This window comes from Actinacidiphila acidipaludis (assembly GCF_019890725.1).
In the GTDB taxonomy this organism is placed as follows: Bacteria; Actinomycetota; Actinomycetes; order Streptomycetales; family Streptomycetaceae; genus Actinacidiphila; species Actinacidiphila acidipaludis.
In genome coordinates this window covers 1-22,511 of sequence record NZ_JAINZZ010000076.1, presented here as the reverse complement: position 1 = coordinate 22,511, position 22,511 = coordinate 1, and the positions used below count along the sequence as shown (strand labels likewise).

At 75.6% G+C, this 22,511-nt stretch carries 20 protein-coding genes and 1 pseudogene; 6 read left to right on the top strand and 15 right to left on the bottom strand.

The genetic code is table 11. The annotated features are described in order from the left end of the window. Positions 1–27 precede the first annotated feature (27 nt). Positions 28–378, top strand: a complete 351-nt coding sequence (locus K7862_RS33565; protein WP_222968923.1) for a DUF1844 domain-containing protein — start codon at positions 28–30, stop codon at positions 376–378. Between the two features lie 76 nt (positions 379–454). On the opposite strand, the gene K7862_RS33560 is transcribed toward K7862_RS33565, so the two are convergent. From K7862_RS33560 to K7862_RS33545, 4 genes are all read right to left on the bottom strand, one after another. Next, the gene (locus K7862_RS33560; RefSeq protein WP_222968921.1) at positions 455–1,285 is read right to left on the bottom strand and encodes an MIP family channel protein; all 831 of its coding nucleotides are present in this window, start codon (positions 1,283–1,285) and stop codon (positions 455–457) included. Between the two features lie 227 nt (positions 1,286–1,512). After that, positions 1,513–2,295 (bottom strand): SseB family protein, encoded by a 783-nt coding sequence (locus K7862_RS33555; protein WP_222968920.1) that lies wholly within the window; start codon positions 2,293–2,295, stop codon positions 1,513–1,515. Positions 2,296–2,565: 270 nt separating this feature from the next. Further along, entirely contained in the window at positions 2,566–3,756 is a 1,191-nt protein-coding gene (gene mycP / locus K7862_RS33550) for a type VII secretion-associated serine protease mycosin (RefSeq protein WP_222968918.1), read from the bottom strand. Continuing rightward, positions 3,753–4,700 carry a hypothetical protein gene (locus K7862_RS33545; RefSeq protein ID WP_222968916.1) on the bottom strand — a complete coding sequence of 316 codons (948 nt, stop codon included), beginning with the start codon at positions 4,698–4,700 and terminating at the stop codon, positions 3,753–3,755. The genes mycP and K7862_RS33545 overlap by 4 nt, the downstream gene beginning before the upstream one ends. Positions 4,701–5,361: 661 nt before the next feature. On the opposite strand from K7862_RS33545, the gene K7862_RS33540 reads away from it, so the two are divergent. Continuing rightward, positions 5,362–6,552, top strand: a complete 1,191-nt coding sequence (locus K7862_RS33540) for an amino acid deaminase/aldolase (RefSeq protein ID WP_222968914.1) — start codon at positions 5,362–5,364, stop codon at positions 6,550–6,552. Between the two features lie 74 nt (positions 6,553–6,626). Here the strand turns inward: K7862_RS33540 and K7862_RS33535 are convergent, their stop codons facing one another. Continuing rightward, a complete protein-coding gene (locus K7862_RS33535; RefSeq protein WP_222968913.1) occupies positions 6,627–7,646 on the bottom strand; it encodes a DUF2510 domain-containing protein in 1,020 nt (339 codons plus the stop codon). A gap of 204 nt (positions 7,647–7,850) precedes the next feature. Then, positions 7,851–8,792 (bottom strand): LysR family transcriptional regulator, encoded by a 942-nt coding sequence (locus K7862_RS33530; RefSeq protein ID WP_222968911.1) that lies wholly within the window; start codon positions 8,790–8,792, stop codon positions 7,851–7,853. A 70-nt stretch (positions 8,793–8,862) separates the two neighbouring features. Here K7862_RS33530 and K7862_RS33525 point away from each other — a divergent pair, with 70 nt between their 5' ends. Further along, positions 8,863–9,975 (top strand): TDT family transporter, encoded by a 1,113-nt coding sequence (locus tag K7862_RS33525; RefSeq protein ID WP_222968909.1) that lies wholly within the window; start codon positions 8,863–8,865, stop codon positions 9,973–9,975. Positions 9,976–10,017: 42 nt separating this feature from the next. Here the strand turns inward: K7862_RS33525 and K7862_RS33520 are convergent, their stop codons facing one another. Together K7862_RS33520 and K7862_RS33515 are read right to left on the bottom strand one after the other, a co-directional pair. Then, entirely contained in the window at positions 10,018–11,997 is a 1,980-nt protein-coding gene (locus tag K7862_RS33520) for a SpoIIE family protein phosphatase (RefSeq protein ID WP_222968907.1), read from the bottom strand. 125 nt (positions 11,998–12,122) lie between these two features. Next, on the bottom strand, positions 12,123–12,863 hold the full coding sequence (locus K7862_RS33515; RefSeq protein ID WP_222968904.1) for a helical backbone metal receptor: 741 nt from the start codon (positions 12,861–12,863) through the stop codon (positions 12,123–12,125). A gap of 74 nt (positions 12,864–12,937) precedes the next feature. Between K7862_RS33515 and K7862_RS33510 the strand changes: the two genes are divergently transcribed. Then, on the top strand, positions 12,938–13,876 hold the full coding sequence (locus K7862_RS33510; protein ID WP_222968902.1) for a 5'-3' exonuclease: 939 nt from the start codon (positions 12,938–12,940) through the stop codon (positions 13,874–13,876). 38 nt (positions 13,877–13,914) lie between these two features. Here K7862_RS33510 and K7862_RS33505 read toward each other — a convergent pair whose 3' ends face one another. The 6 genes from K7862_RS33505 to K7862_RS33480 form a co-directional block, all read right to left on the bottom strand. After that, the gene (locus K7862_RS33505) at positions 13,915–15,168 is read right to left on the bottom strand and encodes a cytochrome P450 family protein (RefSeq protein ID WP_222968900.1); all 1,254 of its coding nucleotides are present in this window, start codon (positions 15,166–15,168) and stop codon (positions 13,915–13,917) included. Beyond that, complete coding sequence (locus K7862_RS33500; RefSeq protein ID WP_372461718.1) at positions 15,165–16,433, bottom strand: cytochrome P450 family protein; 1,269 nt, start codon at positions 16,431–16,433, stop codon at positions 15,165–15,167. The genes K7862_RS33505 and K7862_RS33500 overlap by 4 nt, the downstream gene beginning before the upstream one ends. A gap of 137 nt (positions 16,434–16,570) precedes the next feature. Continuing rightward, on the bottom strand, positions 16,571–17,182 hold the full coding sequence (locus K7862_RS33495; RefSeq protein WP_222968898.1) for a GTP-binding protein: 612 nt from the start codon (positions 17,180–17,182) through the stop codon (positions 16,571–16,573). Next, complete coding sequence (locus tag K7862_RS33490; protein WP_222968897.1) at positions 17,157–17,516, bottom strand: DUF742 domain-containing protein; 360 nt, start codon at positions 17,514–17,516, stop codon at positions 17,157–17,159. Before K7862_RS33490 ends, K7862_RS33495 begins: the two co-directional genes overlap by 26 nt. After that, the gene (locus K7862_RS33485) at positions 17,513–17,935 is read right to left on the bottom strand and encodes a roadblock/LC7 domain-containing protein (RefSeq protein ID WP_222968895.1); all 423 of its coding nucleotides are present in this window, start codon (positions 17,933–17,935) and stop codon (positions 17,513–17,515) included. Before K7862_RS33485 ends, K7862_RS33490 begins: the two co-directional genes overlap by 4 nt. After that, positions 17,932–19,593, bottom strand: coding sequence for an ATP-binding protein (locus tag K7862_RS33480; protein ID WP_222968893.1), 1,662 nt, complete (start codon positions 19,591–19,593; stop codon positions 17,932–17,934). The genes K7862_RS33485 and K7862_RS33480 overlap by 4 nt, the downstream gene beginning before the upstream one ends. 300 nt (positions 19,594–19,893) lie before the next feature. On the opposite strand from K7862_RS33480, the gene K7862_RS33475 reads away from it, so the two are divergent. Then, entirely contained in the window at positions 19,894–20,730 is an 837-nt protein-coding gene (locus tag K7862_RS33475; protein ID WP_222968891.1) for a polysaccharide deacetylase family protein, read from the top strand. 57 nt (positions 20,731–20,787) lie between these two features. On the opposite strand, the pseudogene K7862_RS33470 reads toward K7862_RS33475, so the two are convergent. Continuing rightward, positions 20,788–22,033: pseudogene (locus K7862_RS33470) on the bottom strand (alpha-isopropylmalate synthase regulatory domain-containing protein). A 174-nt stretch (positions 22,034–22,207) separates the two neighbouring features. On the opposite strand from K7862_RS33470, the gene K7862_RS33465 reads away from it, so the two are divergent. Next, on the top strand, positions 22,208–22,511 hold a 304-nt coding region (locus K7862_RS33465), incomplete at its 3' end, for a FadR/GntR family transcriptional regulator (RefSeq protein ID WP_222968889.1).

Genomic DNA, 22,511 nt, shown 5'->3' with positions numbered 1-22,511 from the left:
GGCCGGACGGGGCATATCGTGTGTCGCATGAGCGACGCACCCGGCCCCGGCTTCGACGACCTGACCCGCGACATCGCGGACGTTCCCGCCGTGGAGGTGATCACCACCGTGGCCGTTCACCTGATGAGCGCGGCGGCGGTGAACCTCGGCCTCGCCGAGGAGGGCGCCGAACACAAGGACCTGGACGAGGCGCGCAAGCTCATCCAGGCGCTCGCCGGGCTGGTCACGGCCAGCGCCACCGAGATCAGCTCCTTCCACGCGGCGCCGCTGCGGGACGGCCTGAAGTCGCTGCAGCTCGCCTTCCGCGAGGCGTCGATCGTGCCGGACGAGCCGGGCAAGGGCCCGGGCGAGAAGTTCACCGGCCCCGTCTACGGCTGACGGTCCCACGGCACTGACGGCACTGACGGCCGCGGGTCTGCACCGACGCCCGCGATCGGGGCGCCACCGTCGGCCGCTACGCTCCGGCGGCCGGGCCCTCCGGCCGCCCTCCCCCGGGCCCGGGCGTGTCGCCGTTCTCCGCCCGGACGAAGCTCTCCGCCTCCTCGGCCTCGATGGCCGCGGTGCGGGCCGCCCGCAGCGCGGTGAGCGCCGGGTGCGTGAGCTCGTGGACCACGGCGGCGAGCGCGCCGCCGGCCAGCGGGGCCACCAGGAAGAGCCAGACCTGGGACAGCGCGGGGCTGCCCGCGAAGACCGCCGGCCCGAAGCTGCGCGCCGGGTTGACCCCGGTTCCGGTCAGCGGGATGCCGACGAGGTGGATGACCGCCAGCGCCAGGCCGATGGGCAGGCCGTCGAAGCCGACCACGGCGAGCCGGTGGGTGACGGCGAGCCAGACGAACACCAGCAGGAACGTCAGGATCAGCTCGGCCACGAACGCGCCGAAGATGTTGATCCCGACCGCGGACCGGTAGCCGTAGCCGTTGGTGCCGAACGCTCCGTGCACCTTCAGGCCGGGGACCTGCTTGGCGACCAGCAGCAGGAGGGCGGCGCCGGCGATCCCGCCGAGCATCTGCGCGACCCAGTACTCCACGGCCCGGCGCAGGTCGATCCGCCCGGCGACCAGCATGCCCAGCGTCACGGCCGGATTGACGTGCGAGCCGGAGATCGGGCCGATGGCGTAGCAGAGCGCCAGCAGCACGAAGCCGAAGGCCAGCGCGATGCCGAGGGTCCCGATGTACTCCCCCGAGAGCACGGCGGAGCCGACGGCGAAGAAGACCAGCAGGAGCGTGCCGAGGAACTCACAGGTGACGGTGCGCGTGTCCAGCGGGACGACGGTTCGCTTGTCCATCGGGCCTCCTCGTGATGATCAAGCCGGCTCTTGCATTGTGAGCCTGGCGGATCGAGGGCACATCTTGGGCGAAAGACGGTCAAAAGTGACGTAAAGCCCGGGTTTTCGAGGTGACCCGCCGCCCGTCGCCGGCGCGTGGCCGGAGCGCCCGCGGGCGTGGGCGCGGGCGCGGTGGCACGCCTCCCGGCGGGTGTGACCGCGGCCGTCCCCGCGCACGCCCGGGCGCCTCAGCGGGAGAAGAGCGGGTCGCCGGGCACGGCCGCGCCAGGCGGCAGCAGTGCGAGGTCCAGGCCCTGGAGGAGGGCGCCGCGCAGCACCTCGTCGCCCGCCAGCGCCGCCGCGATCCCGCGGCCGGTGGCCTCGACGTCCGCGCCGGGGGCCAGTTCCAGGCCGAGGGTGCCGTCGCTGCCGGGCTGACCCGCGACCAGATGGGCCCGGGCGACGCCGGGTTCGGCCGCCACCGCGGCCCGCAGGGCCTCCCGAACCGCCGGGTCGGCCAGCGGGTCCTGGCGTTCCGGGCCGAGGGCGGCGGCCCGCAGCGCGGCACCCGTCAGCTCGTAGGTGACCGGGCCGGCCATGTCGATCAGCAGGGTGCCGGCCTTCTCGTGGGCGAGCGCCTGCAGGGCCTGGTGCAGCGGCACCGCGACGGGACGGGCGTCCGCCCGCCAGCGCGCGAGGGAGTCGACCGAGGTGAAGGCGGGGAGCGCGCGGCGGCCGTCCGGCGCCTGGATGACCGGCACCGCCATGTCGCTGCTCTTCTCGCGCCGCAGCCCGTCCTCGCCGGTCTCCGCCTCGCCGAGCACGGCCACGACCGGGACGAGCAGCCGGGCGCCGTGCAGGGCGGCCACCACGGCGGCGTCGGCCTCGGTGAGGGTGCCGTCCGAGGTGTTCCGGCCGGGGGCCTGCGCGGCGCGGGCCCGGACGTACCCGGCGAGCGCGGCGGCCAGCGCCGGGTGGGCGGTGCCGTCGTCGTCGGAGAAACCGGGGTCCGGGATGTTCTTCAGCGCCACGTGGGCACCCTATCCGCGACCCCCGGCCGCACGGCCGCCGGGTCGGGACGGCGGCTGCAGGGACGGTAGCTGTGGGGACGGCGGGGCACGGCCCGGGCGGCGACACGATCGGGCGCCGGCGGGGCCGGGTCGTCAGGCACGGGCCGCCGCGCGGTCAGGCGCGGGCCGGGGCCGGGTCGTCGGGCGCGGGCCGCCGCCCGGTCGAGCGCGGGCCGGGGACGGGGCCGGGGGCGGGTGCGGGTCCGTCGGGCGCGGGCCGGGGCCGGGTCGTCAGGCGCGGGCCGCCCGGTCGCGCCAGGGGCGGAACCACAGGAGGCCGGCCAGGGCCACCAGGGCGGCGCCGGCCGCGGCGAACCCGGCGGCGACACCGTCCCCGAGTACCTGGGCGCGGTCGGCCGGCTTGGCGGCCGGGGTGGGGCCGGGGGCGAAGTAGCGCTGCCCGTAGGCGACGGGCACGGGCACGACGGGCTGCGGCTTCAGCTTGCGCGCGGCGGCCAGCGCGGCCGCCGGGTCGATCATGCCGGTCCCCAGGTCGTCACTGCGGCCGCCCTTCGGCCTGTGCCGCGTCGTGCTCTGCAGCACCTGCTTGATCTGGGCCGGGCTCAGCTTGGGGTACGCCGAGCGGATCAGCGCGACGGCGCCCGAGACGTACGCCGACGCGGCGCTGGTGCCCCAGCCCGTGTAGTACGAGCGGTCCGGGTCGGCGATGACCACGTCCACGCCGGGCGCGGCCACCGAGTCGTACCAGCGGCTGGTGGAGAACGGCGCGTGCACGCCGTACCGGTCCACGGCCGCCACCGAGATGACGCCGGGATAGGCGGCCGGGTAGGAGGAACGGTCGGCCCCCTCACCGCCGTTGCCCGCCGACGCCACCACCACGACACCCTTGCCGAGGGCGTAGCGGATCGCGTCGTCCTCGGAGGCGACCGGCGCCGCCGTGGCACTGTCGTCGCCGAGCGAGAGGTTGATGACGTCCGCGCCGTGGTCGACCGCCCAGCGGATGCCGTCCGGCAGCGCGTCGCCCCGGCTGGTGCGGGCCTTGGCGCGCTGCGGGTCCTTGTCCTCCAGGATGACCCGCACCGGCAGGATGCGGGCCCTGGGCGCGAGGCCCATCACTCCGGAGCCGTCGCCGGGCCCGTGGCCGTGCCCCGCGATGATCGCCGCCATGCCGGTGCCGTGCCGGGCCCACACGCCGTCGCCGCGCTTGGCGCCGAAGCCGATCTCGTCCTTGCCGGGCAGGACCTGCCCCGTCAGGTCGGGGTGGGTGGCGTCGACGCCGGTGTCCAGCACGGCGACGGTGACGCCCGCGCCCTCGCTGGTCTGCCACGCCTTCTGCGCGTGCAGGGCGCTCAGCGCCCAGTCGGCGTTGCGGACGGCGTCGGCGTTCGCGGCGGCGGGGGCCAGCGCGGTGAGGGCGGCCGCGGCGGCGAGGACCGCGAGGACGCGGCGGTTCGGGGTCATCGGCTCTTCTCCGCGCGGCCGTCGGTGGTGGTCGGGGTCGCGGACGGGTGCAGCAGGGCGCTCACCGAGGCGTGGAGCCGGTCGTCGACGGCCGAGGCGAGTCCGTTGGCGTCGAAGCCGAGGCCGGCCTGGGCCGGGGCGGCCGTCGCGCCGCCGGCGTCCGCCTTGTCGGCGGGCTGCGGGTTGGGCACGGACCGGCCGTCGGCGAAGCCGCTCACCGCGTACACGACGAAGGGCAGATCGGCCGAGACCTGGACGGCCCAGCTGCCGCGCTGGTGGTCGCCGAACCCGGCGGAGGCCGTGCCGGGGAACGCGAGCGGCTTGGGCATCAGGTCGGTGCGGTCACCGAGGTTCTGGCCGGTCCAGCGCTGGTTGAGCGCGGACATGACGGGCGCGCCGCCCGAGGTGACGAGTATCCCGACGGTCGTCACCGTCGAGGACGTGCTGTCCACGTAGGTGGCGCGCAGCAGGCGCACGCAGCCGGCCGGCGCCAGCACCTGCTGCAGCAGCGGGTCGAAGGCGCCCGAACAGGTCGCGGGCGCGGCCACGCCGATCCGCGTCCACGAGCGGTCGGCGCCGCCGGGGCCCGCGTTCCGCTGCGACACGGCCGGGGGGAAGAGCTGGTCGACGGGCACGTTGCGCCACACCGTGCGGGCCCGGGTGAACGCCTCCGGGCTGCCGTCCGCGACCGGCGCCGCGGCGCGCGGGCCGTGGTTGATCACGGCGCCCGCGGTGGCCCCGCCGATCAGCCCGAGGCCCAGCACCAGGCAGGCCGCGGCCAGCACGCGGGCGCGGGCCGCACCCGTGCGGGCCGGCGGGGTGTAGGTGCCCCCGGCCGGCGGGCGTTCCCGGCCGAAGTCCGGCCACACCGGCTCGTCGGCGGGGTGGGTGGCGCCCGGCGGGAACGCGGGGGGTTGGGGAACGGACGCTGGGCGCGGCGGCATGGCGGGCGGCTGCGGTTCGTCGTCGCGCGCGGGCGCGGGCTTTCGGGGGCCGGGCGGCTGCGGCCAGGGCTGGGGCTGCGCGGGCGCGCGGGCGGCGGGGGGTGCGGGGGGCACGGGTGGGCGCGGGGCGACTGTCGGGCGGGGCGGGAATCCCGGGGCCGGGGGCGTGGACGGGGTGCGGCGGGTGGGGGCGGCGGTATCGGAGAGGGGCCGTCCGTTCCCTCGTTCTCCGCGGGGCGCGGGGGCTCGGGGCGGCGCGGGTGCAGGGTGGGGAACGAGGAGGGGGGCGTCTTTCCGTTGTCCACTCCGGTGCTCACCCGGCGCTCCCTCGTGACCTGTACGTGCGTGGCTTCCGCGTCACTCTACGGGGTTGCGCGGGGGTCTGGTGTCCCGCGGGCCTGGGGTGCCCTCCCCATCTCCTCCCAAACGGCGCATCCCTCCACTTCCCCCGGGGTCCCTCCGGCAACCGGGGTGCCCCCGGGGGCTCGTTCGCCGTCCTCCGCCCGGTGGTGGGCTCGTCGCGCAGTGCCCCGCGCCCCTGAATCACGTGCCGTTCGTCCACCAGCGCGACAGGCCCACCGCCCGGGGCAGCCCGGAAGCCGGGTCCGGGGCGGAGGACGGGGGCTACCGTTGGGTAGGGAGGGCGTGGGAAGCTGCGGGGATGGCAGCCCGCGCACGGTACGACCAGGCCACCGCCCACCTCGAACCCCCTCTGGCCATCGTGGACCTCGACGCGTTCGACGCGAACGCGGACGACCTGGTCCGCCGGGCCGGCGGCAAGCCGATACGGGTCGCGTCGAAGTCCGTACGGTGCCGCGCGCTGCTGGAACGCGTACTGGCCCGCGAGGGCTTCGCCGGGATCATGTCGTTCACGCTCGCCGAGTCCCTGTGGCTGGCCCGCGCCGGCTTCGGCGACGTCCTGCTCGCGTACCCCTCGGCCGACCGCGCGGGCTACGCGGAGCTGGCCGCCGATCCGAAGCTCGCCGCGGCGGTGACCGTGATGGTCGACGACCCGGCCCAGCTCGACCTGATCGACGCGGCCCGCGCAGGCGGCACCGAGACCGTCCGGGTCTGCCTCGAACTCGACACGTCCCTGCGGAAGTTCGGCGGCCGGCTGCGTATCGGCGCACTGCGCTCCCCGCTGCACTCGCCGGAGCGGATGGCGGAGGTGGCCCGGGCCGTCGCCGCCCGGCCCGGCTTCCGGCTGGTCGGGATCATGGCGTACGAGGGCCACATCGCGGGGGTGGGCGACGCGATCGCCGGCCGTCCGGCCCGCTCGCTGGCGATCCGGCTGATGCAGTCCACGGCCCGCAAGGAGCTGGCGGCCCGCCGGGCGGAGGCGGTGCGCGCGGTGCGCGCGGTCGTGCCGGACCTGGAGTTCGTCAACGGCGGCGGCACCGGCAGCGTGCAGCACACCGCCGCCGAGGACGCGGTCACCGAGATAGCGGCCGGCTCCGGCCTGTACGTGCCGCGCCTGTTCGACAACTACACGTCGTTCCGCGGCCGTCCGGCCGCCCTGTTCGCCCAGCCCGTGGTGCGGCGTCCCGGGGTCGGCATCGTCACGGTGCTGGGCGGCGGGTACCCCGCGTCGGGGGCGGCGGGCCCGGACCGGCTTCCGGTCCCGTACCTGCCCGAGGGGCTGCGTTACGACCCGCAGGAGGGCCCGGGCGAGGTGCAGACCCCGCTGATCGGGTCGGCCGCCGACGACCTGCTGATCGGCGACAAGGTCTGGTTCCGGCACGCCAAGGCCGGTGAACTGTGCGAGCGCTTCGCGGAGTTGCACCTGATCGAGGGCGACCGGGTGACCTCGGTCGTGCCCACCTACCGCGGCGAGGGCAAGACGTTCCTCTGAGGCCCGCACAGGCCCGCGGCCCCCGCCCTCGCGGTGGAGGGTGGGGGCCGCAGTCCACGCGGACGGCCGGGGCGTCAGACGCCGGTGCCGCTGGAGCCGCCGCTGCTGTCCGCCTTGATGCCCGAGGTGATCGTGTCCATGGCCGAGACGTCGGGCGCGCCGTGCCCGATGTCGAAGCCGAACCGCACGACCACGAGCTTCTTGCTGTCCCCCGGGGACGGGAAGGCCAGCGACTCGACGTAGCCGTCCGTGCCGGACTTCGTGGTGATCATCCAGCGGACCAGGTAGCCCTGCTGCCCGGCGACGGTGACCGCCTTGGAGGCCACGACGCGGTGGGAGGTGAGGGCGCCGTAGGTCTGCGAGCTGTAGGAGTTGGCCACGTTGGGGGCGATGTCCTCCTTGGCGGCCGCCTCGGCCGTGGTGGACTTCAGCTTCAGCGCGGCGGCGGGCTCGGCGAACGCGCCGCCCCGCACGCAGCTCTGGGTCGCGTCGCCCGGGCACGGATACTCGTCCGTGGTCACGCTGGCGCCGACGCCGCTCTGGCCGGAGGCGCCCTTCCAGCCGTTCAGGACGGGCAGGCTGACGCCGTCGTAGCCGTCGACGGCCTTGGTGCTGTCGCCACCACCGCCCTGGCCGCCGTCGCCCTGGCCGCCGTCGCCCTGGCCCCCGTCGCCGCCCAGGCCGCCGTTCTGCCCGCCGCCGGGAGCGGTGGGCGTCTGGCCCGGCGCCTGCGGGTTCCCCTTGCCCTGGTCCTGCGGCGCGCTCGCGCCGGGCGTCGGCGAGGCGTCGTCGTTCTTGCCGTCCTTGCCGAGCACCAGGATGCCCGCGATGACGCCGCCGATCACGACGAGCGCGGCGATGATCGCGAGTGCCACGGTGCCGGACTTGCGGCCGCCCCCGGTCCCGCCCGGCGAGGCCAGGACCTCACCCGAGGGGTACGGGTACCCGAAGGCGCCGGGCTGCGCGGCGTTCGGGGCCGGCGCCGTCCTGGTGTACTCGGTCCATGCGGTCCCGTCCCACCAGCGTTCCATGGCCGGGCCGTTGCCTGTGTGCCCGGGTTCTGGGTACCAGCCGGGCGGGGTCGTCGTCGTCACGGCGGTCACCTTATGGCCCGAGGATGAGAATCCCGTAAGTGACCGGTCACGATTCGGACGGCAATACCGGAATGGGACGCCGAGGCCGCCGGAAGGACCGGGAGGGCGGACCTCTCCGGCGGCACCCGGTCCGGGATCGGGCGCGGATCGGCCGGGGATCAGCCGGGGATCAGAGCCGGGGATCGGCCGGGGATCGATACGCGATCAGCCGCGGGTGAGGCTCAGCAGGTCCCGCGCGGGGCCGGTCGGGCGGTGCCCGGCGGGCCACACGGCGCGCAGCGAGCGGGTGAGCGGGAGGTCGGGGGCGAGCGGGACGGCGGTGAGGCGGCCGGTGCCCAGCTCCTCCGCGACGGCGAGCTCGCTGAGCACGGCGGGACCCGCGCCGCTGACGGTGGCGGCCTTCACCGCGGTGGTCGAGGCGAGTTCGAGCAGCGGCGGGACCGGCCCGGCGTGCGGGGCCAGGGCCGCGTCGAGCACCTGGCGGGTGCCGGATCCGGACTCCCGCAGGATGAGCGGTGTCGCGGCAAGTTCCGCTGCCGCGAGCGGCACGCGCCGGCGGGCCCAGGGGTGCGCGGGCGCGGTGACCACGAGCAGCCGGTCGCGGCCGATGACGGTGGAGTCCAGTCCGGACGGCACGTCCAGTCCCTCGACGAACCCGAGGTCCGCCTCGCCGGCCAGCACCTGCTGGGCGACGACGGCGGAGTTGCCCGCGGCGAGCGACACCGCCGTGCCGGGCCGCCGTCCGTGCAGGGCGATCAGCCAGCCGGGCAGCAGGTACTCGCCGACGGTCATGCTCGCGGCGACGCGCAGCCGGGAGTCCCGGCGGCCGCGCAGCGCCTGGGCGCCCACGTCGAACGCCTCGGCGGCCTCCAGGACGCGCCGGGCCCAGACGCTCACCAGCGCGCCCTCGTCGGTCAGCCGCGAACCGCTCGGCGAGCGCCGTACCAGGGCCACGCCGAGCTGGGTCTCCAGCGCGCGCAGCCGCCCGCTGGCGGCCGGCTGGCTGATGCCCAGTTCGCGTGCGGCCCGTCCCAGGCTGCCGAGCCGGGCCACGGCCAGCAGCAGCTCCATCGCGCCGAGGTCCGGCACGCGGTGCGCGAGCGGTACCGGGATCTCCGCCGGGGTGCCGGCCGCGCCACTGCTCATAACCCCAGCTTATGACCCGATAGCCCGGTGGTCCCTACCGGGGGCGGAGGGCCTCGGCGAAGGTCGTGGCATGGCCGTTCTCCACGCTCCGTCCCTGTCCCTGCCGGTCCGCCCGAGGGGCGTCACCGTCCGCCGGGTGGGCCCCAACTGGTACGCCACCGTGATGGGTACCGCGATCGTCGCGAACGCGGGGGTGGCGCTCCCGGGCAGCCCGGGGTGGCTGGGTCCCGCCTGTTCCGCTGTGTGGGCCCTCGCCGCGGTCCTGCTCGTGGCGGTCCTGGGCGCGCGGGCCGCACGCTGGGTCCGGTACCGCGAGGACGCCCGCGGCGATCTGCGCGATCCGGCCGTCGCCCCCTTCTTCGGCTGCCTGCCGATGGCGCTGCTGGCGGTCGGCGCGGGCGCGCCGGCGGCCGGGCGGGCGCTGATCGGTGAGCGGGCGGCGATCGGCCTCGACGCGGTCCTGTGGTCGTCCGGCGCCCTGGTCTCGCTGCTGGTCGCCGCGTTCGTGCCCTACCTGATGGTGACGCGGCACCGCATCGGCCCGGACGACGCCGCACCGGTGTGGCTGCTGCCCATCGTCGGGCCCATGGTGGCCGCGGCCGTCGGCCCGGCGCTGGTGGCGCACCTGCCGGCCGGCGCCGCGCAGGGCCGGGAGGCGCTGCTGCTCGGCTGCTACGCGATGTTCGGGCTGAGCCTGCTGGCGACGCTGATGCTGCTGCCCCTGGTGTGGGGCCGGCTGGTGCGCGGCGGGCCGCTGCCGGTGGCGCTGGCGCCGACGCTGTTCCTGGTGCTGGGTCCACTGGGGCAGTCCACGACGGCCGTCGGCAACCTCGCGGACGCCGCGCCCGCGGCCGTGCCGGAGCCGTACGCGACGGCGCTGCGCGGTTTCGCCGTGCTCTACGGCGTGCCGGTGACGGGTTTCGCGCTGCTGTGGCTGGCGATCTCGGCCGCCCTGGTGGTGCGCGCCGTGCGCGACGGTATGCGGTACTCGATGGCCTGGTGGGCGTTCACCTTCCCGGTCGGCACGTGCGTGACGGGCGCGGCGGGACTGGCCCGGCACACCGGCCTCGACGCCCTGACCTGGCTGGCCGTCGCCCTCTACGTGCTGCTGGCCGCCGCCTGGCTCGCCGCGGCCTCCGGCACCGTCCGCGCGACGGTCACCGGCGGCCTGCTCGCCCCCTGACCCCGGGCGGGCGCCGCCGGCCCGGGTGATCGGGCGGCGCCGTCACGCGCGGCGGATCACCAGCACGGTCTGGTCGTCGTCGTGGTCCGCGGCACCGGCGGCCTCGACGATGCGGTCGGCGATCCGTTCCGCGTCCAGTCCGTCGTGCACGGCCGCGGCGGCCAGCTCCCCGGCCCGGTCCAGGCCCGCGTCGAGGCTGAGGCCCGGTCCCTCGACCAGGCCGTCGGTGACCATGACGAGCGCGCTGTCCCGGTCCAGGACGAACGTCCCCTCCCCGTACTCGGTCTCGGCCACGATGCCCAGCACCGGTCCGCCCGGCAGCTGGTGGACCGTGTGGCTGCCGTCCTTGCGCGCGTACAGCAGCGGCACGTGTCCGGCGCTGGTGCCGGTCACCTGACCGTCGCGCGGGTCGATCCGCAGCATGGCGCAACTGGCGAACCGTGAGTGGTCCAGCGTGGCGAGGAGCTGGTTGGTGCGGGTCAGCACGGTTCCGGGGTCCGGGTCCTGGCCGGCGATCGCGCGCATGGACAGCGACACCTGCCCCATGAAGGCGGCGGCGTCCACGTCGTGCCCCTGGACGTCGCCGATCCCCAGGGCGACCGTGCCGTCGGGCATCACGTACGCGTCGTACCAGTCGCCGCCGATGTCCAGGCCGTGCCCGCTCGGCCGGTAGCGGGCGGCCACCTCCAGCCCGGCGAGGTGCTCGGGCAGGGCGGGGAGCATCGCCTCCTGCAGCGTCACGGCCAGCCGCACCCGGGCCTGCTGGAGCCTGATGCGCCCCAGGGCCTGGCCGGCGAGGTCGGCCAGCGTGGCCATGAGCGTGCGGTCCTTCAGGGACAGCCGGCGGCCGCTGCCGCAGGCCACCATGAAGCCGCCGAGGGGCTGGTCGCCGCCCTCGCCGAGTGGGGCGATCGCGAAGGCCTGGTCGGGGCCGAGCCGCGTCAGCCGGGGCAGTTCGGCGGCGCGCGGCCAGCGGCGGGTGTAATCCCTGCGGTCGCTGACGAACTGCGGCCGGCCGGTGCGGATCGCCTCGGGCAGCGGGCTCGGCGCGTCCAGGTCCGCGCCGTCCACGGCGTCGACCTCCCGGGTCCCGGCGCCGGCGTCGCTGAGGACGCGCAGGCGGCCGCCGTCGTCGACGAGGGCGAGCAGGGCGCCGGACGCGCCGAAGGTCGCGGCGAGCCGGGTCAGGACGACCTGCTGGAGTTCCTGTTCCGTGGCCGCCGCGACCAGGGCGGCGGAGAAGTCGGCGACCTCCCGGGCCCGCTGCCGCTCGGCGAGCAGTGCCGTCTGCCGCCGCGGCCGGCGGCTGCCCTCCCTGGTGTCGTCGCGGACCAGGCCGAGCGTCGTGCTCGGGCCGTCGTGGCCCAGCCGGATCCGGCGGGTCCGCACGCCCAGCCGGTGCCAGTCGCTGTCCGGGGCCCGGTAGCGGACCGTCGTCCACGGGGACCGGGGGGAGGGCAGGTCGAGCATCCGCCGCACGGTCTCCCGGTCCTCGGGGTGGACCGACGCCAGCACGCGGTCCAGCGGCATCGCGGACTCGGGGAAGATCGCGCCGACCGAGGGGGCGCCGCCGAGCCACTCCAGCGAGTGGTCCCCGGCGGAGTAGGTCAGGACGCCGAGGCGGGCGGTCCTGGCGTCCGTGCAGAACGGGATCAGCAGGCCGGACACGTCGTTGCGCACGTCCAGCGCGTGCAGCCACACGCGGCTGCCGTGACCTGAGGGGTTCCGCACCTGCCGGGCCTCGGTCAGCTCGATCGAGGACGTGGCGGCCGCCCCGGCGGGCCAGGCGAAGTCCAGCACCCGCATGGCGACGGACTTCCCGGCCGCGGCGTGGGACACCAGCTCGCGGGGCGCGGCCCGCCGGCCGGGCGGCCACAGGTCACTGAAGCCGCGGCCCGCGCACTGCTCCGACGGCCTGCCGAGCGCCGCGGCCATGGCCTCGTTGAGCTCGACGACGGTGCCGTCCAGGGTCAGCAGGGCCGCCGGCCCCGGCCCTCGCAGGAGTTCGTCCGCCGTCTCCATCGCTGGCTCCCTGGCTGGCTCCCCGGCGTGTCCGCACAACAGCCCCCGCCTCCATGGTGGCCGCATTCCGCCGGTCCCACGACCGCGGGCTGCGGGGGGGCGCTCGGGAGAGGCGGTGGCCGGGCTCAGGAGCGAGGCGCGGCGAGTGCGGCGGCGATGACGCCTGGGGCCTCGGCCAGGGAGGGGCCGTACCAGGTGAGGTGGCGTCCGCTGACGAGGACGGCGGGCAGGCCGGGGAACGCCTCGGGTCCGTCGTCCGCGGTGAAGCGGTACGGCTCGTCGGGCAGCACCACCAGGTCGGCGCCGGGCACCCTGTCCGGGTCGAAACGCGGATAGCGCTCGGCGTGTCCGGCGAAGACGTGGTCCACGCCGAGGCGGGCGAGCAGGTCGCCGGCGAAGGTGTCCCGGCCCAGGGCCATCCACGGCCGGCGCCAGACGGGCACGACCGCCCGGCGCCGCGGTGCGACGGGCCGCACCCGCCGCCAGGCGTCCTCGGCCGCGTCGAGCCAGGCGGGCCGCACCAGCCCGCAGCCGTCCACCAGCACCCGCTCCAGCTCGCGGAACGCCTGGGGCAGCGACCGCACTTCGGTGACCAGCACTCGCAGGCCCGCGGCCCGCAGCGCGTCCAGGTCGGCGCTCCGGTTCTCCTCCTCGTTGGCGATGACGAGATCGGGCGCGAGCCGGACGATGGCCGGTACGTCGGGGTTCTTGGTGCCGCCGACGCGGACGACGTCCAGGTCCGCGGGATGGCTGCACCAGTCGGTGGCTCCGGCCAGGAGGCCGGGGGCGGTCGCCGCGACCGCCTCGGTGAGCGACGGGACGAGGCTGACGGCACACCGCACGCGGGCGGGACTCTTCTCGGTCACCGGGCCACGGTACGGCGGTGTGTCGGCGCCCCGTGCGATGCTGGCGCCGTACCGGACGAGGGGATCACACCACGATGACCGAGGCGACCGACGGCAGGCGCGGCGGGCTGCTGCTGCTCGACACCGCGAGCCTGTACTTCCGCGCGTACTTCGGGGTGCCGGAGTCCGTCCGCGCGCCCGACGGCACGCCGGTCAACGCGGTGCGCGGGCTGCTGGACTTCATCGCCCGGCTGGTCGCCGACCACTCCCCCGACGCCCTGGTGGCCTGCATGGACGCGGACTGGCGTCCGCAGTGGCGGGTGGACCTGATCCCGTCGTACAAGGCGCACCGCGTGCTCGACGAGACCGGGGGCGAGGAGGACGTCCCGGACACCCTGTCGCCCCAGGTTCCGGTGATCGAGGCCGTGCTGGACGCCATCGGCATCACCCGCCTGGGAGTGCCGGGTTACGAGGCCGACGACGTGATCGGGACGCTCGCGTCGGCCGCGGACGTCCCGGTGGCGATCGTCACCGGCGACCGCGACCTCTTCCAGCTCGTCGACGACGCCCGCGGGGTGCGCGTGCTCTTCCCGCGCAAGGGCGTCGGCGACAACGACGTCGTCGACGAGGAGGCGATCGCCGTCCGCTACGGCGTGCGGGCCGGGCAGTACGCGGACTTCGCCGCGCTGCGCGGCGACCCGAGCGACGGGCTGCCCGGGGTGAAGGGCATCGGCGAGAAGACCGCCGCCCAACTGGTCGCGGAGTACGGCGACCTGGCGGGCGTGCGGGCGGCCGCCGCCGACCCCTTCTCCAAGCTCACCCCCGCCCGCCGCCGCAACATCGCGGAGGCCGCCGGGTACCTCGACGTGGCGCCGAAGGTCGTCGAGGTGGCGCGGGACGTGCCGCTGCCGGAGTTCGACGCGACGCTGCCCGCCGAGCCGGCGGACCCCGGCACGCTGCGGGATCTCGCCGAGCGCTGGGGCCTCGGCGGCTCCCTGACCCGGCTGCTGGACGCCCTCGCCGCCGCCCGCTGAGGCGGGCGGACGGCGGCGGGGTCCGACCGGCGAACGGGTCAGTCCCGTCCGGCCACCGGTCCGAGGCGCACGGGGATCTCCTGCCAGCCGAAGGCGATGAAGGAGGGGACCTGGCGGAGGGTCGCGGGGTCAGCGGCGAGCGTCAGCTCCGGGAAGCGGTCGAACAGCGCGGGCAGGGCGGTGAGCGCCTCGGTGCGGGCCAGCGGCGACCCGATGCAGCGGTGGACGCCGATGCCGAACGCGAGGTGGTCGTCGGCGGCGCGCATCGCGTCGAACTCGGCCGCGTCGTCGCCGTAGTGCGCGGGGTCGAGGTTGGCCGCCGCGTAGGTCGTCACGACGGCGTCGCCCGCCGGGATCGTGACGCCGCCGACGGTGACGTCCTCGACAGCGAACCGCAGCGGGAGCGCGGCGATGGAGGGATGCACCCGCAGCGTCTCGTCGACGACGGCGTCCCAGCTCAACGTGCCCGCGCGGACGGCGGCGAGCTGCTCGGGCCGCCGCAGCAGCGCCACCACCGCGTTGCCGATGAGGTTGACGGTGGTCTCGAAGCCGGCGCCGATCACCAGCAGCAGCGTGAACAGCAGTTCCTCGTCGCTGAGCCGGTCGCCGTCCTCGTCGCGCACCCGGATCAGCTCGGTCGTCATGTCGTCGCCGGGGTGCTCGGCCTTGTACCCGATCAGGGCCGGCAGCACGGTGCCGATCTGCTCCTGGACGAACGCGCCGTGCTCGGGGCTCGGGTCGGAGGTGTCCATGATGGCGGCGATCAGCGTGCCGGTGGCGTCCACCAAGTGGTCGGGCACACCGAACAGTTCGCAGATCATCCGCATCGGCAGCGGGTGCGCGTACCCCGCCCGCAGGTCGACGGGGGTGCCCGGCGCGGCCGCGTGCGCCACGTCCAGGGCGTCCAGCAGCTCGGCGGTGATCGCCTCGACGCGCGGCCGCATGGCCTCGGTGCGGCGGGCGGTGAAGCTCGGCGCGACCAGGCGGCGCAGGCGCGTGTGGTCCGAGCCGTAGGTGGACAGCATGTTGACCACGCCGACCCAGCCCAGGATCCAGGCCCAGGAGGGGTGTTCGCCGACCTCCGGCCACAGCGACCAGTGCCGGCGGGGGTCCTTGCTGATCCGGGGGTCGAGGATCAGCGACTTCAGGGTGGCGTAGCCGGTGGGCGCCCAGGCGGGGATGCCGCCGGGGAGCTCGACCGGCACCACGGGGCCGAGGGCCCGTAACCGGGCGCTCTCGGCCGGGATGTCGGTGCCGAAGGGGTCGATGGCCAGACGGGCGGAGGTGGTCACGGGCGCTCTCCGGGCTGATCGGGGGTACGGGGGGTGAAGCGGACCGGCAGGGACGTCAGCGAGCGGTGGAACGGCCCCGGGCGCCAGGTCAGCTGCTCGCGCGGAAGGACCGGTTCGAGGTCGGGCAGCCACTGGGTGAGCCGCTCGACCGCCTCGGTGGCGATCAGCAGGGTGTGGTGCTTGACCGGGCAGGCGTGCTCCCCGGCCGACCAGGACAGGTGGGAGGCGTCGCTGGGGTGGTGCCGCCCGCCGAACTCCCGCTCACCGAACCAGCCCAGGGCGCCGTAGGAGACGACGACGGGCACCGCGGCCTGGACCCGCACGCCGTGGAAGCTCACCGGCTCCCGGGCGAAGTGGATGCCGTAGTTCGACAACGGTGTCTCGTAGCGCAGGACGTCGACGACCGCGTCCATGACGGGCCGCGAGCCGCTGGTCAGGGTGGAGTAGAAGTCGGGGTTGCCGACGACCCGGGACAGCGCGTTGGAGACGAGGTTGGCGGTCGGCTCGTGCCCGGCGCCCAGCGTCAGGAACACCTGCCAGGTGACCTCCTCCGGGGTGAGGTCCACCGGGTGGTCCAGCAGCCGGCTCGTGATGTCCGGGCCGCGTTCCGCCGACTTCGCGGCGATCAGGTCGAGCACGTACGCGCCGAACTCGGCCTCGCCCTCGGCCGCCTGGGCGCCGCCCTCCATCATCTTGCCCAGGCCCGCCTCCAGCCGGCCGCTCTCGCTGTCGGGCAGCCCGAACAGGTTGTTGAAGACCAGCGACATCAGCGGCCGGGCGAACCCGGTCACCAGGTCCGCCTCGCCGGCCGGCCCGAACCGGCCGACCAGCAGGTCCACCGCGCGGTGCACCCGCTCGCGCAGGTCCTGCGGCTCCACCAGGTCGAAGGCGTCCACGAACGCCGTGCGGTAGCGGACGTGCGCCTCGCCGTCGGCGAAGAGGGTGTTGGGGCGCCAGCGCATCATGCCGAGGATCGGCGAGTCCTCGGCGACGGTGGTCTCCCACGGGCGCGGGTCGTGCGACCAGGTCCCGTCGTCGTGCAGCAGGTCGAGCGCGGCCTGCCGGTCGGTGACGACGTACGCCGGTACGCCCGGGGCGAGTTCGGCCCAGCCCAGCGGGCCCTGGGCGCGCAGCGCCTCGTAGTAGCGGTGCGGGTCGGCGGCGAAGCCGTCCTCCCACAGGCGTACCGGCGCCGACAGCGTGAACGCGTCGGCGGGCGCCGGATAGGCGGGCTGTGGGCTGGGCGGGGAGGTCGATGCGTTCACCAGGGCTCCGGGCGGGGGGTCGGCGAGGGTGGGAGCGGGACCCGGCACGGGCCGGGCGGTGCGGTCGATCGCTCGTCAGGCGCGGTCAGGTGGTGCGACCAGGCGGTGCGGTCAGATGGCGCGGTCAGACGGTGTCGTCAGGCGGTGCGGTCGATCAGGTGCTGGACGAGGGCGAGCAGGGCGTCGATCGAGGAGTTGGTCTCTCGCGCGTCGCAGGCCACCATGGGCGTGCCGGGTTCCAGGTCGAGCGCGGTGCGCAACTGCTCCTCGGTGTAACTACGGGAGTCGGGGAACGTGTTGAGCGCCACGGCGTAGGGCAGTCCGGTCTCCTCGACCAGCCCGAGCACGTCGAAGGAGTCGTCGATGCGCCGGGTGTCGACCAGCACGAGCGCGCCGAGCGCGCCGTAGGCGATGTCGTTCCAGAGCGAGCGGAACCGTTCCTGCCCGGGGGTGCCGAACAGGTACAGCACCACCCCGCCGGGCATGCTGATCCGGCCGAAGTCGATCGCGACGGTGGTGGTGGTCTTGTCCCGCACGCCGGCCAGGTCGTCGACGGCGACCGACGCCTCGGTGAGGTGTTCCTCGGTGTGCAGCGGGGTGATCTCGGAGACCGAGTCGATCAGCGTGGTCTTGCCCACGCCGAACGGCCCGGCCACCAGGATCTTGACCAGTTCGCGTGCGGTCTCCGGCAGGTGCGGGCCGCTGCCCGGCCTGCGCAGACCGCTAGTGCTTGAGGGCGCGGAGGCCATCGGCCACTCTCTTCAGCAGGTCGGGTTCGGGCAGTTCGGCGACGGGCACCGGCGGGCGGCTGAGGATCAGGCCCCGGCCGAGCAGTTCGTCGGCCAGGACGCGGATCGCGGACACCGGCAGTTCCAGCAGGGCGGCGGCCTCGACGACGGTGAGCGAGCCGTCGCCGAGCATGTCGAGCAGCGCGTGCTGGGCCGCGGGCAGGGCCGGCGGCGCGGGCTCGCCCGTGCCGGTGAGCACGGTCAGCCGTTCCAGGCAGGCACGGGCCGGCCGCGCCACCCCGCCGGTGGAGAGGTAGGCGGGGACCAGCGGGCGGCCGGTCCGGCGTCCTGTCATGCCGGACTGCCGCCATCGGCTCCGCGCGGCGCGGCGGACATGGCCTTCTCCCCGAGCCGGGCCACCTGCGAGTGGACCCGGTGGGCGAGCAGGTCGAGACGGACCTCGGGGTCGCCGAACGCGGCCACGCACGTGCCGTGGGCGGTCGGCGCCACGAGGATGTAGCCGTGGTCGGACTCGATGACGACCTGGCGGACCTGGGCGTCGTCGCTGTCGGCGAAGGCGGCGGCCGCGGTGCGGCAGGCGCCCTGCACGGTGCTGATGATGGCGGAGGTCCGTTCGGCGGTGGGCTGGGAGAGCGCCTCGGTGTAGCCGGAGACCAGTCCGTCCCTGGTGAGCAGGACGGCGGCCCTGACGTGCGGGATCTCCAGGATCGGATCGAGCACCCACGCCGTGTCGCCGGTGTCGCGGCTGGTCATCGCGGGTCGTTCCCTTCGCTGTCGGCTTCGGATCGGGCCGCGGCGGTGCCTGCCTGGAGGGCGCCGAGTGCCGCGGCGGACTCCTCGGGGGTGCGGGCGGGCGGTGCCGTGGCGGTGGCGGCGGTCGCACGGCCGCGGGCACGGCGGCGACGCTGCGGCAGAGTGTCTTCGTCCGGGTTCCCGGAGTCGTGCGGGCCCGGGTCGTTCGGGTCGCCGGAGCCGAGCGGGTCACCGGTGCCGGCGGTGTCCCGCGGATCGGCGTCCGGCGTAGCGGCCGTGCTCGGCTCCGTTCCCGCGGTCGCCGTCGAGCGCGCACCGGCGTCCTCGACCGGGCCCGTCCCGGCCCCCCTTGTGCCGGAGGCCGGGACGGAGGCCGGGGCGGAGCCCGCCGGGCGGGCGGTGCCGTGGGTGCGGGCGCCGGCGTCCGGGGCGGTGGGGTCGGCGGCCGACGACGCGTGGCTGTGGCCGTTGACGGGGGTGGCCGCCGCGGCGGGCGCGGCCGCGGTCCGGGTGGAGCGCGGGGTGCTGGCGGCCGGCGGCTGCTCGACCGGGTCGATGTGGCTGAGCAGGTGGTTCCTGATCAGCAGCACGGCGCGGACCCCGCCGTAGGGCGACGGGGAGGACAGGTCCACGGACAGGTCGAAGCGGCGGGTGAGCTGGCCGATGGCGGCCAGGCCCATCCGCGGCGGGTCGCCGAGTTCCGACAGCAGGATCGCCTCGGTCCCGGCCACCATCCGCTGGGCGCGGGCCCGTTCGTCCGCGGCCATGCCGACGCCGTAGTCGTCGACGGTGACCGCCACGCCGCTGGGGACGCGTTCGAGGTTGACGACCACGTCGGTGTCCGGGGCGGAGTGCCGCAGCGCGTTGTCGAGGAGTTCGGCCACGATGATGGCCACGGGTTCGACCGCGTGCGAGACCAGGGCGGTGCCGGGTTCGAGGTGGTGGTGCACCTTGACGCGGTGGTAGCCGACGAGCCGGGACTGGCCGCCGGTGACCGCCTCGACCAGGTGCGACTCCTCGCGGGCCAGGCCCACCCAGGCGCCGCACACCACGGCGGTGACCTGCGCCCGCCGCAGCGACTGCTCGTTCTCGTGGTCCAGGGCGAAGAGCACCTGGGCGAGTTCGGGGTCGTCGTACTTTTCCTGCAGGCCGCGCAGCACGTCCTGCAGGCGGTACAGGCCGGCCTGGATGTCGCGGGTGGCGCCGCGCATCCCGGCCCGGGCGGCGGCGTCGACCCGCTTGCGCTCCTGGGCCGTCGCGGTGAGCACGGCGGCCTGGACCTCGTCGAGCGCGTCGCCCAGCGGGGTGCCGGCCACGGCATCGTCGAGCGGGCCGGGCACCCGGACGTGCGGGTGGGCGGCGTGGGTGGCGGTGGCGGGGACGCGCTGCCGGGCGAGGTGCGCCACCTCGGCGGTGAGGGCCTCGGCGGTGAGGGTCTCGGCGCGGGCCGCGGCCGACTCCGCGCGGGCGGCGTCGCGTTGCGCGCGGGCGGCGTCGGCTTCCTCGCGGGCGCCGTCGAGCGCGGCGTTCAGGGCGGTGAGTTCCGCGGACTGCCGGGCGCCACGGCGGCGGGAGCGCCAGAGCCCGCCCCCCAGCACGAGGGCCGCCAGGGTCCCGGCGCTCAGGCAGCCGAGGACCACGTCCGGTATCTCGATCATCGCATCGGCCTCGGAGGGTCAGGCAGGTGGAGGGTGTGGGGTGCCGCCGTGCGGCGGACCCGCCAAGTACACACCGCGCGGGACCGGTCGCGCCGCAGTTTTGACCGAAGATCCTTTCAATTGCCGGACGGCCGCGACCGCTTCTGACCCGAACTGTCTGTCCGTGCGCCAAACCTCCGCCGGGCCGCCGCTCCCCGACGGTCGGCCCACCCGCTATACATCCGGTGTATAGCCGGTGTGTACAGTGAGGCCCGCCTGCCGTCACCGCAGGCGCCCCGACCCCGCGCTGGAGGACCACCCATGCCCCGATCGACGCGAACCGCCCGCCGTGGCGGCCTCCTGGCCGTGACCGCGGTGGTCGCCCTCGCCCTCGGGCTCAGCGGGTGCACCCGGTACCCCACCCAGTCCCCGAAGGACGCGCGCGACGCGGCCTATGCGGCGGCCGCCGACGACAGGAGCGGCGGCACCGGCGGGGCACCGGCCGGCAGCGCGGGCGGGCGCAAGGGCGCACTCGCCCCCGGCGCGGTCGACTGCCGCGTCGCCAAGTGCATAGCCCTGACCTTCGACGCCGGGCCGAGCGAGAACACGCCCGCGCTGCTGAAGGTGCTGCGGGAGAAGAAGGTCAAGGTCACCTTCTTCCTGCTCGGCCACAACCATGTCGACAAGTACCCCGATCTGGTGCGGCAGATGGGCCAGAACGGCAACGTGCTCGGCAACCACTCCTGGACCCACCCGCGGCTGACCGATCTCGACCCGGCCGCCATACGCTCCGAACTCGACCGACTGGACACGGCGGTGGAGAAGCTCACCGGGACCCGGCCGACCCTGATGCGCCCGCCGCAGGGCCGCACCGACAAGAAGGTCGCGAAGGTCTGCAAGGAACTGGGGCTGGCCCAGGTGCTGTGGAACGACACCGCGTCGGACTACGCCACCACCGACAGCGCGCTCATCCACCGGCGGATACTGAAGGACGCCCACCGCGACGGCATCATCCTGCTGCACGACCTCTACAAGGGGACGGTCCCGGCCGTGCCGGGCATCATCGACGCCCTGCGCGCCGAGGGCTACACGTTCGTGACCGTCCCCGAACTGCTGGCTCCGGCGGCGCCGGAGCCGGGCAAGGTCTACCGCCCGTAGCGGCGGCCCCCGCTCCGGCCCCGGCCTCTCACCGGCCGCTCACCGGCCGCTCCCCCGTCACCGCGCGGCCGGACCGCGCGCGGAACGGCTGCGGTTGACCGCCGCGAGCACGGCCCGCACCGACGCTGAGAGCACCGAGGTGTCCAGGCCGGCGCCCCACCACGTCTCCCCGCCGATCGCGCAGAGGGCGTAGGCGACGGCGGCGCTGCCCTGGCCGGGGGCCGTCGCGTGTTCCGCGTAGTGGCGCACGTCCACCGTGACGCCGCCCGCCTGCCGCAGCGCGTCGGTGAACGCGGCCAGCGGGCCGTTGCCGGTGCCGCGCGCCTCGGTCGCCGGGGCGCCGGCGGTCGCGTCGTGCAGCGTGCAGCCGAACACGTGCTGCCCGGGGGCGGTTTCGGCGGTGTGCCAGTCGGTGGCGGTCAGCGGGCCGTCCTCCCCGGTGCCAGGTAGGTGCGGTGGAAGAGGGCGAAGAGGTCCTTGGGGGTGATCTCCTCGCCGCCGGCGTCCGCCGCGCGCTGGACGACCTGGGAGAAGTCGGCCCGCAGCCGGGCGGGCAGGTCCAGTCCGTGGCGGGTGCGCAGCAGGAAGGCCACACCGCCCTTGCCGGACTGGCTGTTGACGCGGATGACGGCCTCGTAGTCCCGTCCGAGGTCCGCCGGGTCGATCGGCGGGTACGGCACCTCCCACGGCGCCTGCCCGGCCGGCACCCCGAGTTCGGCCGCGCGGCGGGCGTGGTGGGCCATGCCCTTGCCGATGGCGTCCTGGTGGGTTCCGGAGTACGCGGTGTGCACCAGGTCGCCGGCGTACGGGTGCCGGGCGGGGACGGGCAGCCGGTTGCAGTGCTCGACCGTGCGGCGGATCTCGTCGATGTCGGAGAGGTCCAGCATGGGGTCGACGCCCTGTGTGTACAGGTTGAGCGCCAGGGTGACCAGGTCGACGTTGCCGGTGCGCTCGCCGTTGCCGAACAGGCACCCCTCGACGCGCTGCGCGCCCGCCAGCAGGGCCAGAGGCGGCGCTTGCGCGCCGGGTCCATGGGTTCGGCCAGTGCCTGGTTGCCGTCGCGCAGGTCGACCGGCACCCACAGCGGCGCCCGTTCGATGCGGGCGGACGGCCAGCGGCGTCCCTCGGGGGCGACGCGCACCTCGACGCGCTCGTGGGCGGGGCGGTAGCGGTGGTGCGGCATCGCGCCGCCGCGCTGCGGGTTCCACGCCGGGCTCCCGGCGGGCACAGGCCCGGCCGGGGTGCGCAGCGTGGGGAAGACGGTGGCGGCCGGAGTGGTGCGGCCGCGGTCGGGGGTGTTCATCGGTGGCTGATCCCATCGGTGGATGCCGGTGACAGACCGGCAGCACCGAACCCCGCGGCGGGGTGCCGGTCGTGGTCAGGCCCCGCCACGGCATCCGAGAAGGAGGCCCCGCAGCGTCACGGCGGGTAGACTAACCGTGAACAACTCCTCAGACAAGCGGACAGGTGAACGACCATGGCGATGGGCTCGCTGCGCCCCAGCCCCCTGGTGGAGCAGGCCGCCGAGCGGCTGCGCGCACAGATCGCCGACGGGCAGTGGCCGGTGGGCTCCCGCCTGCCGGGTGAGACGACGCTGGCGGCCGATCTCGGCGTCGGCCGCTCGACCGTGCGGGAGGCGCTGCGGGCACTGGCCGGAGCCGGGCTGGTGCGCACCCGGCAGGGTGCGGGGGTGTTCGTCATCGCCACCCGTCCGGCCGAGGACTGGCCGACGCGGTTGCGCCGCGCCGCGCTCGCCGACATCTACGAGGTGCGCGTCATGC

Bases quoted from the DNA above. Each gene is read 5' to 3' on its own strand.
- K7862_RS33475 (WP_222968891.1), top strand. From the start codon at position 19,894: ATGCCCCGATCGACGCGAACCGCCCGCCGTGGCGGCCTCCTGGCCGTG.
- K7862_RS33510 (WP_222968902.1), top strand. From the start codon at position 12,938: ATGACCGAGGCGACCGACGGCAGGCGCGGCGGGCTGCTGCTGCTCGAC.
- K7862_RS33525 (WP_222968909.1), top strand. From the start codon at position 8,863: ATGGCCGTTCTCCACGCTCCGTCCCTGTCCCTGCCGGTCCGCCCGAGG.
- K7862_RS33540 (WP_222968914.1), top strand. From the start codon at position 5,362: ATGGCAGCCCGCGCACGGTACGACCAGGCCACCGCCCACCTCGAACCC.
- K7862_RS33565 (WP_222968923.1), top strand. From the start codon at position 28: ATGAGCGACGCACCCGGCCCCGGCTTCGACGACCTGACCCGCGACATC.
- K7862_RS33560 (WP_222968921.1), bottom strand. From the start codon at position 1,285: ATGGACAAGCGAACCGTCGTCCCGCTGGACACGCGCACCGTCACCTGT.
- K7862_RS33490 (WP_222968897.1), bottom strand. From the start codon at position 17,516: ATGACAGGACGCCGGACCGGCCGCCCGCTGGTCCCCGCCTACCTCTCC.
- mycP (WP_222968918.1), bottom strand. From the start codon at position 3,756: ATGACCCCGAACCGCCGCGTCCTCGCGGTCCTCGCCGCCGCGGCCGCC.
- K7862_RS33545 (WP_222968916.1), bottom strand. From the start codon at position 4,700: ATGCCGCCGCGCCCAGCGTCCGTTCCCCAACCCCCCGCGTTCCCGCCG.
- K7862_RS33485 (WP_222968895.1), bottom strand. From the start codon at position 17,935: ATGACCAGCCGCGACACCGGCGACACGGCGTGGGTGCTCGATCCGATC.
- K7862_RS33520 (WP_222968907.1), bottom strand. From the start codon at position 11,997: ATGGAGACGGCGGACGAACTCCTGCGAGGGCCGGGGCCGGCGGCCCTG.
- K7862_RS33495 (WP_222968898.1), bottom strand. From the start codon at position 17,182: ATGGCCTCCGCGCCCTCAAGCACTAGCGGTCTGCGCAGGCCGGGCAGC.
- K7862_RS33530 (WP_222968911.1), bottom strand. From the start codon at position 8,792: ATGAGCAGTGGCGCGGCCGGCACCCCGGCGGAGATCCCGGTACCGCTC.
- K7862_RS33480 (WP_222968893.1), bottom strand. From the start codon at position 19,593: ATGATCGAGATACCGGACGTGGTCCTCGGCTGCCTGAGCGCCGGGACC.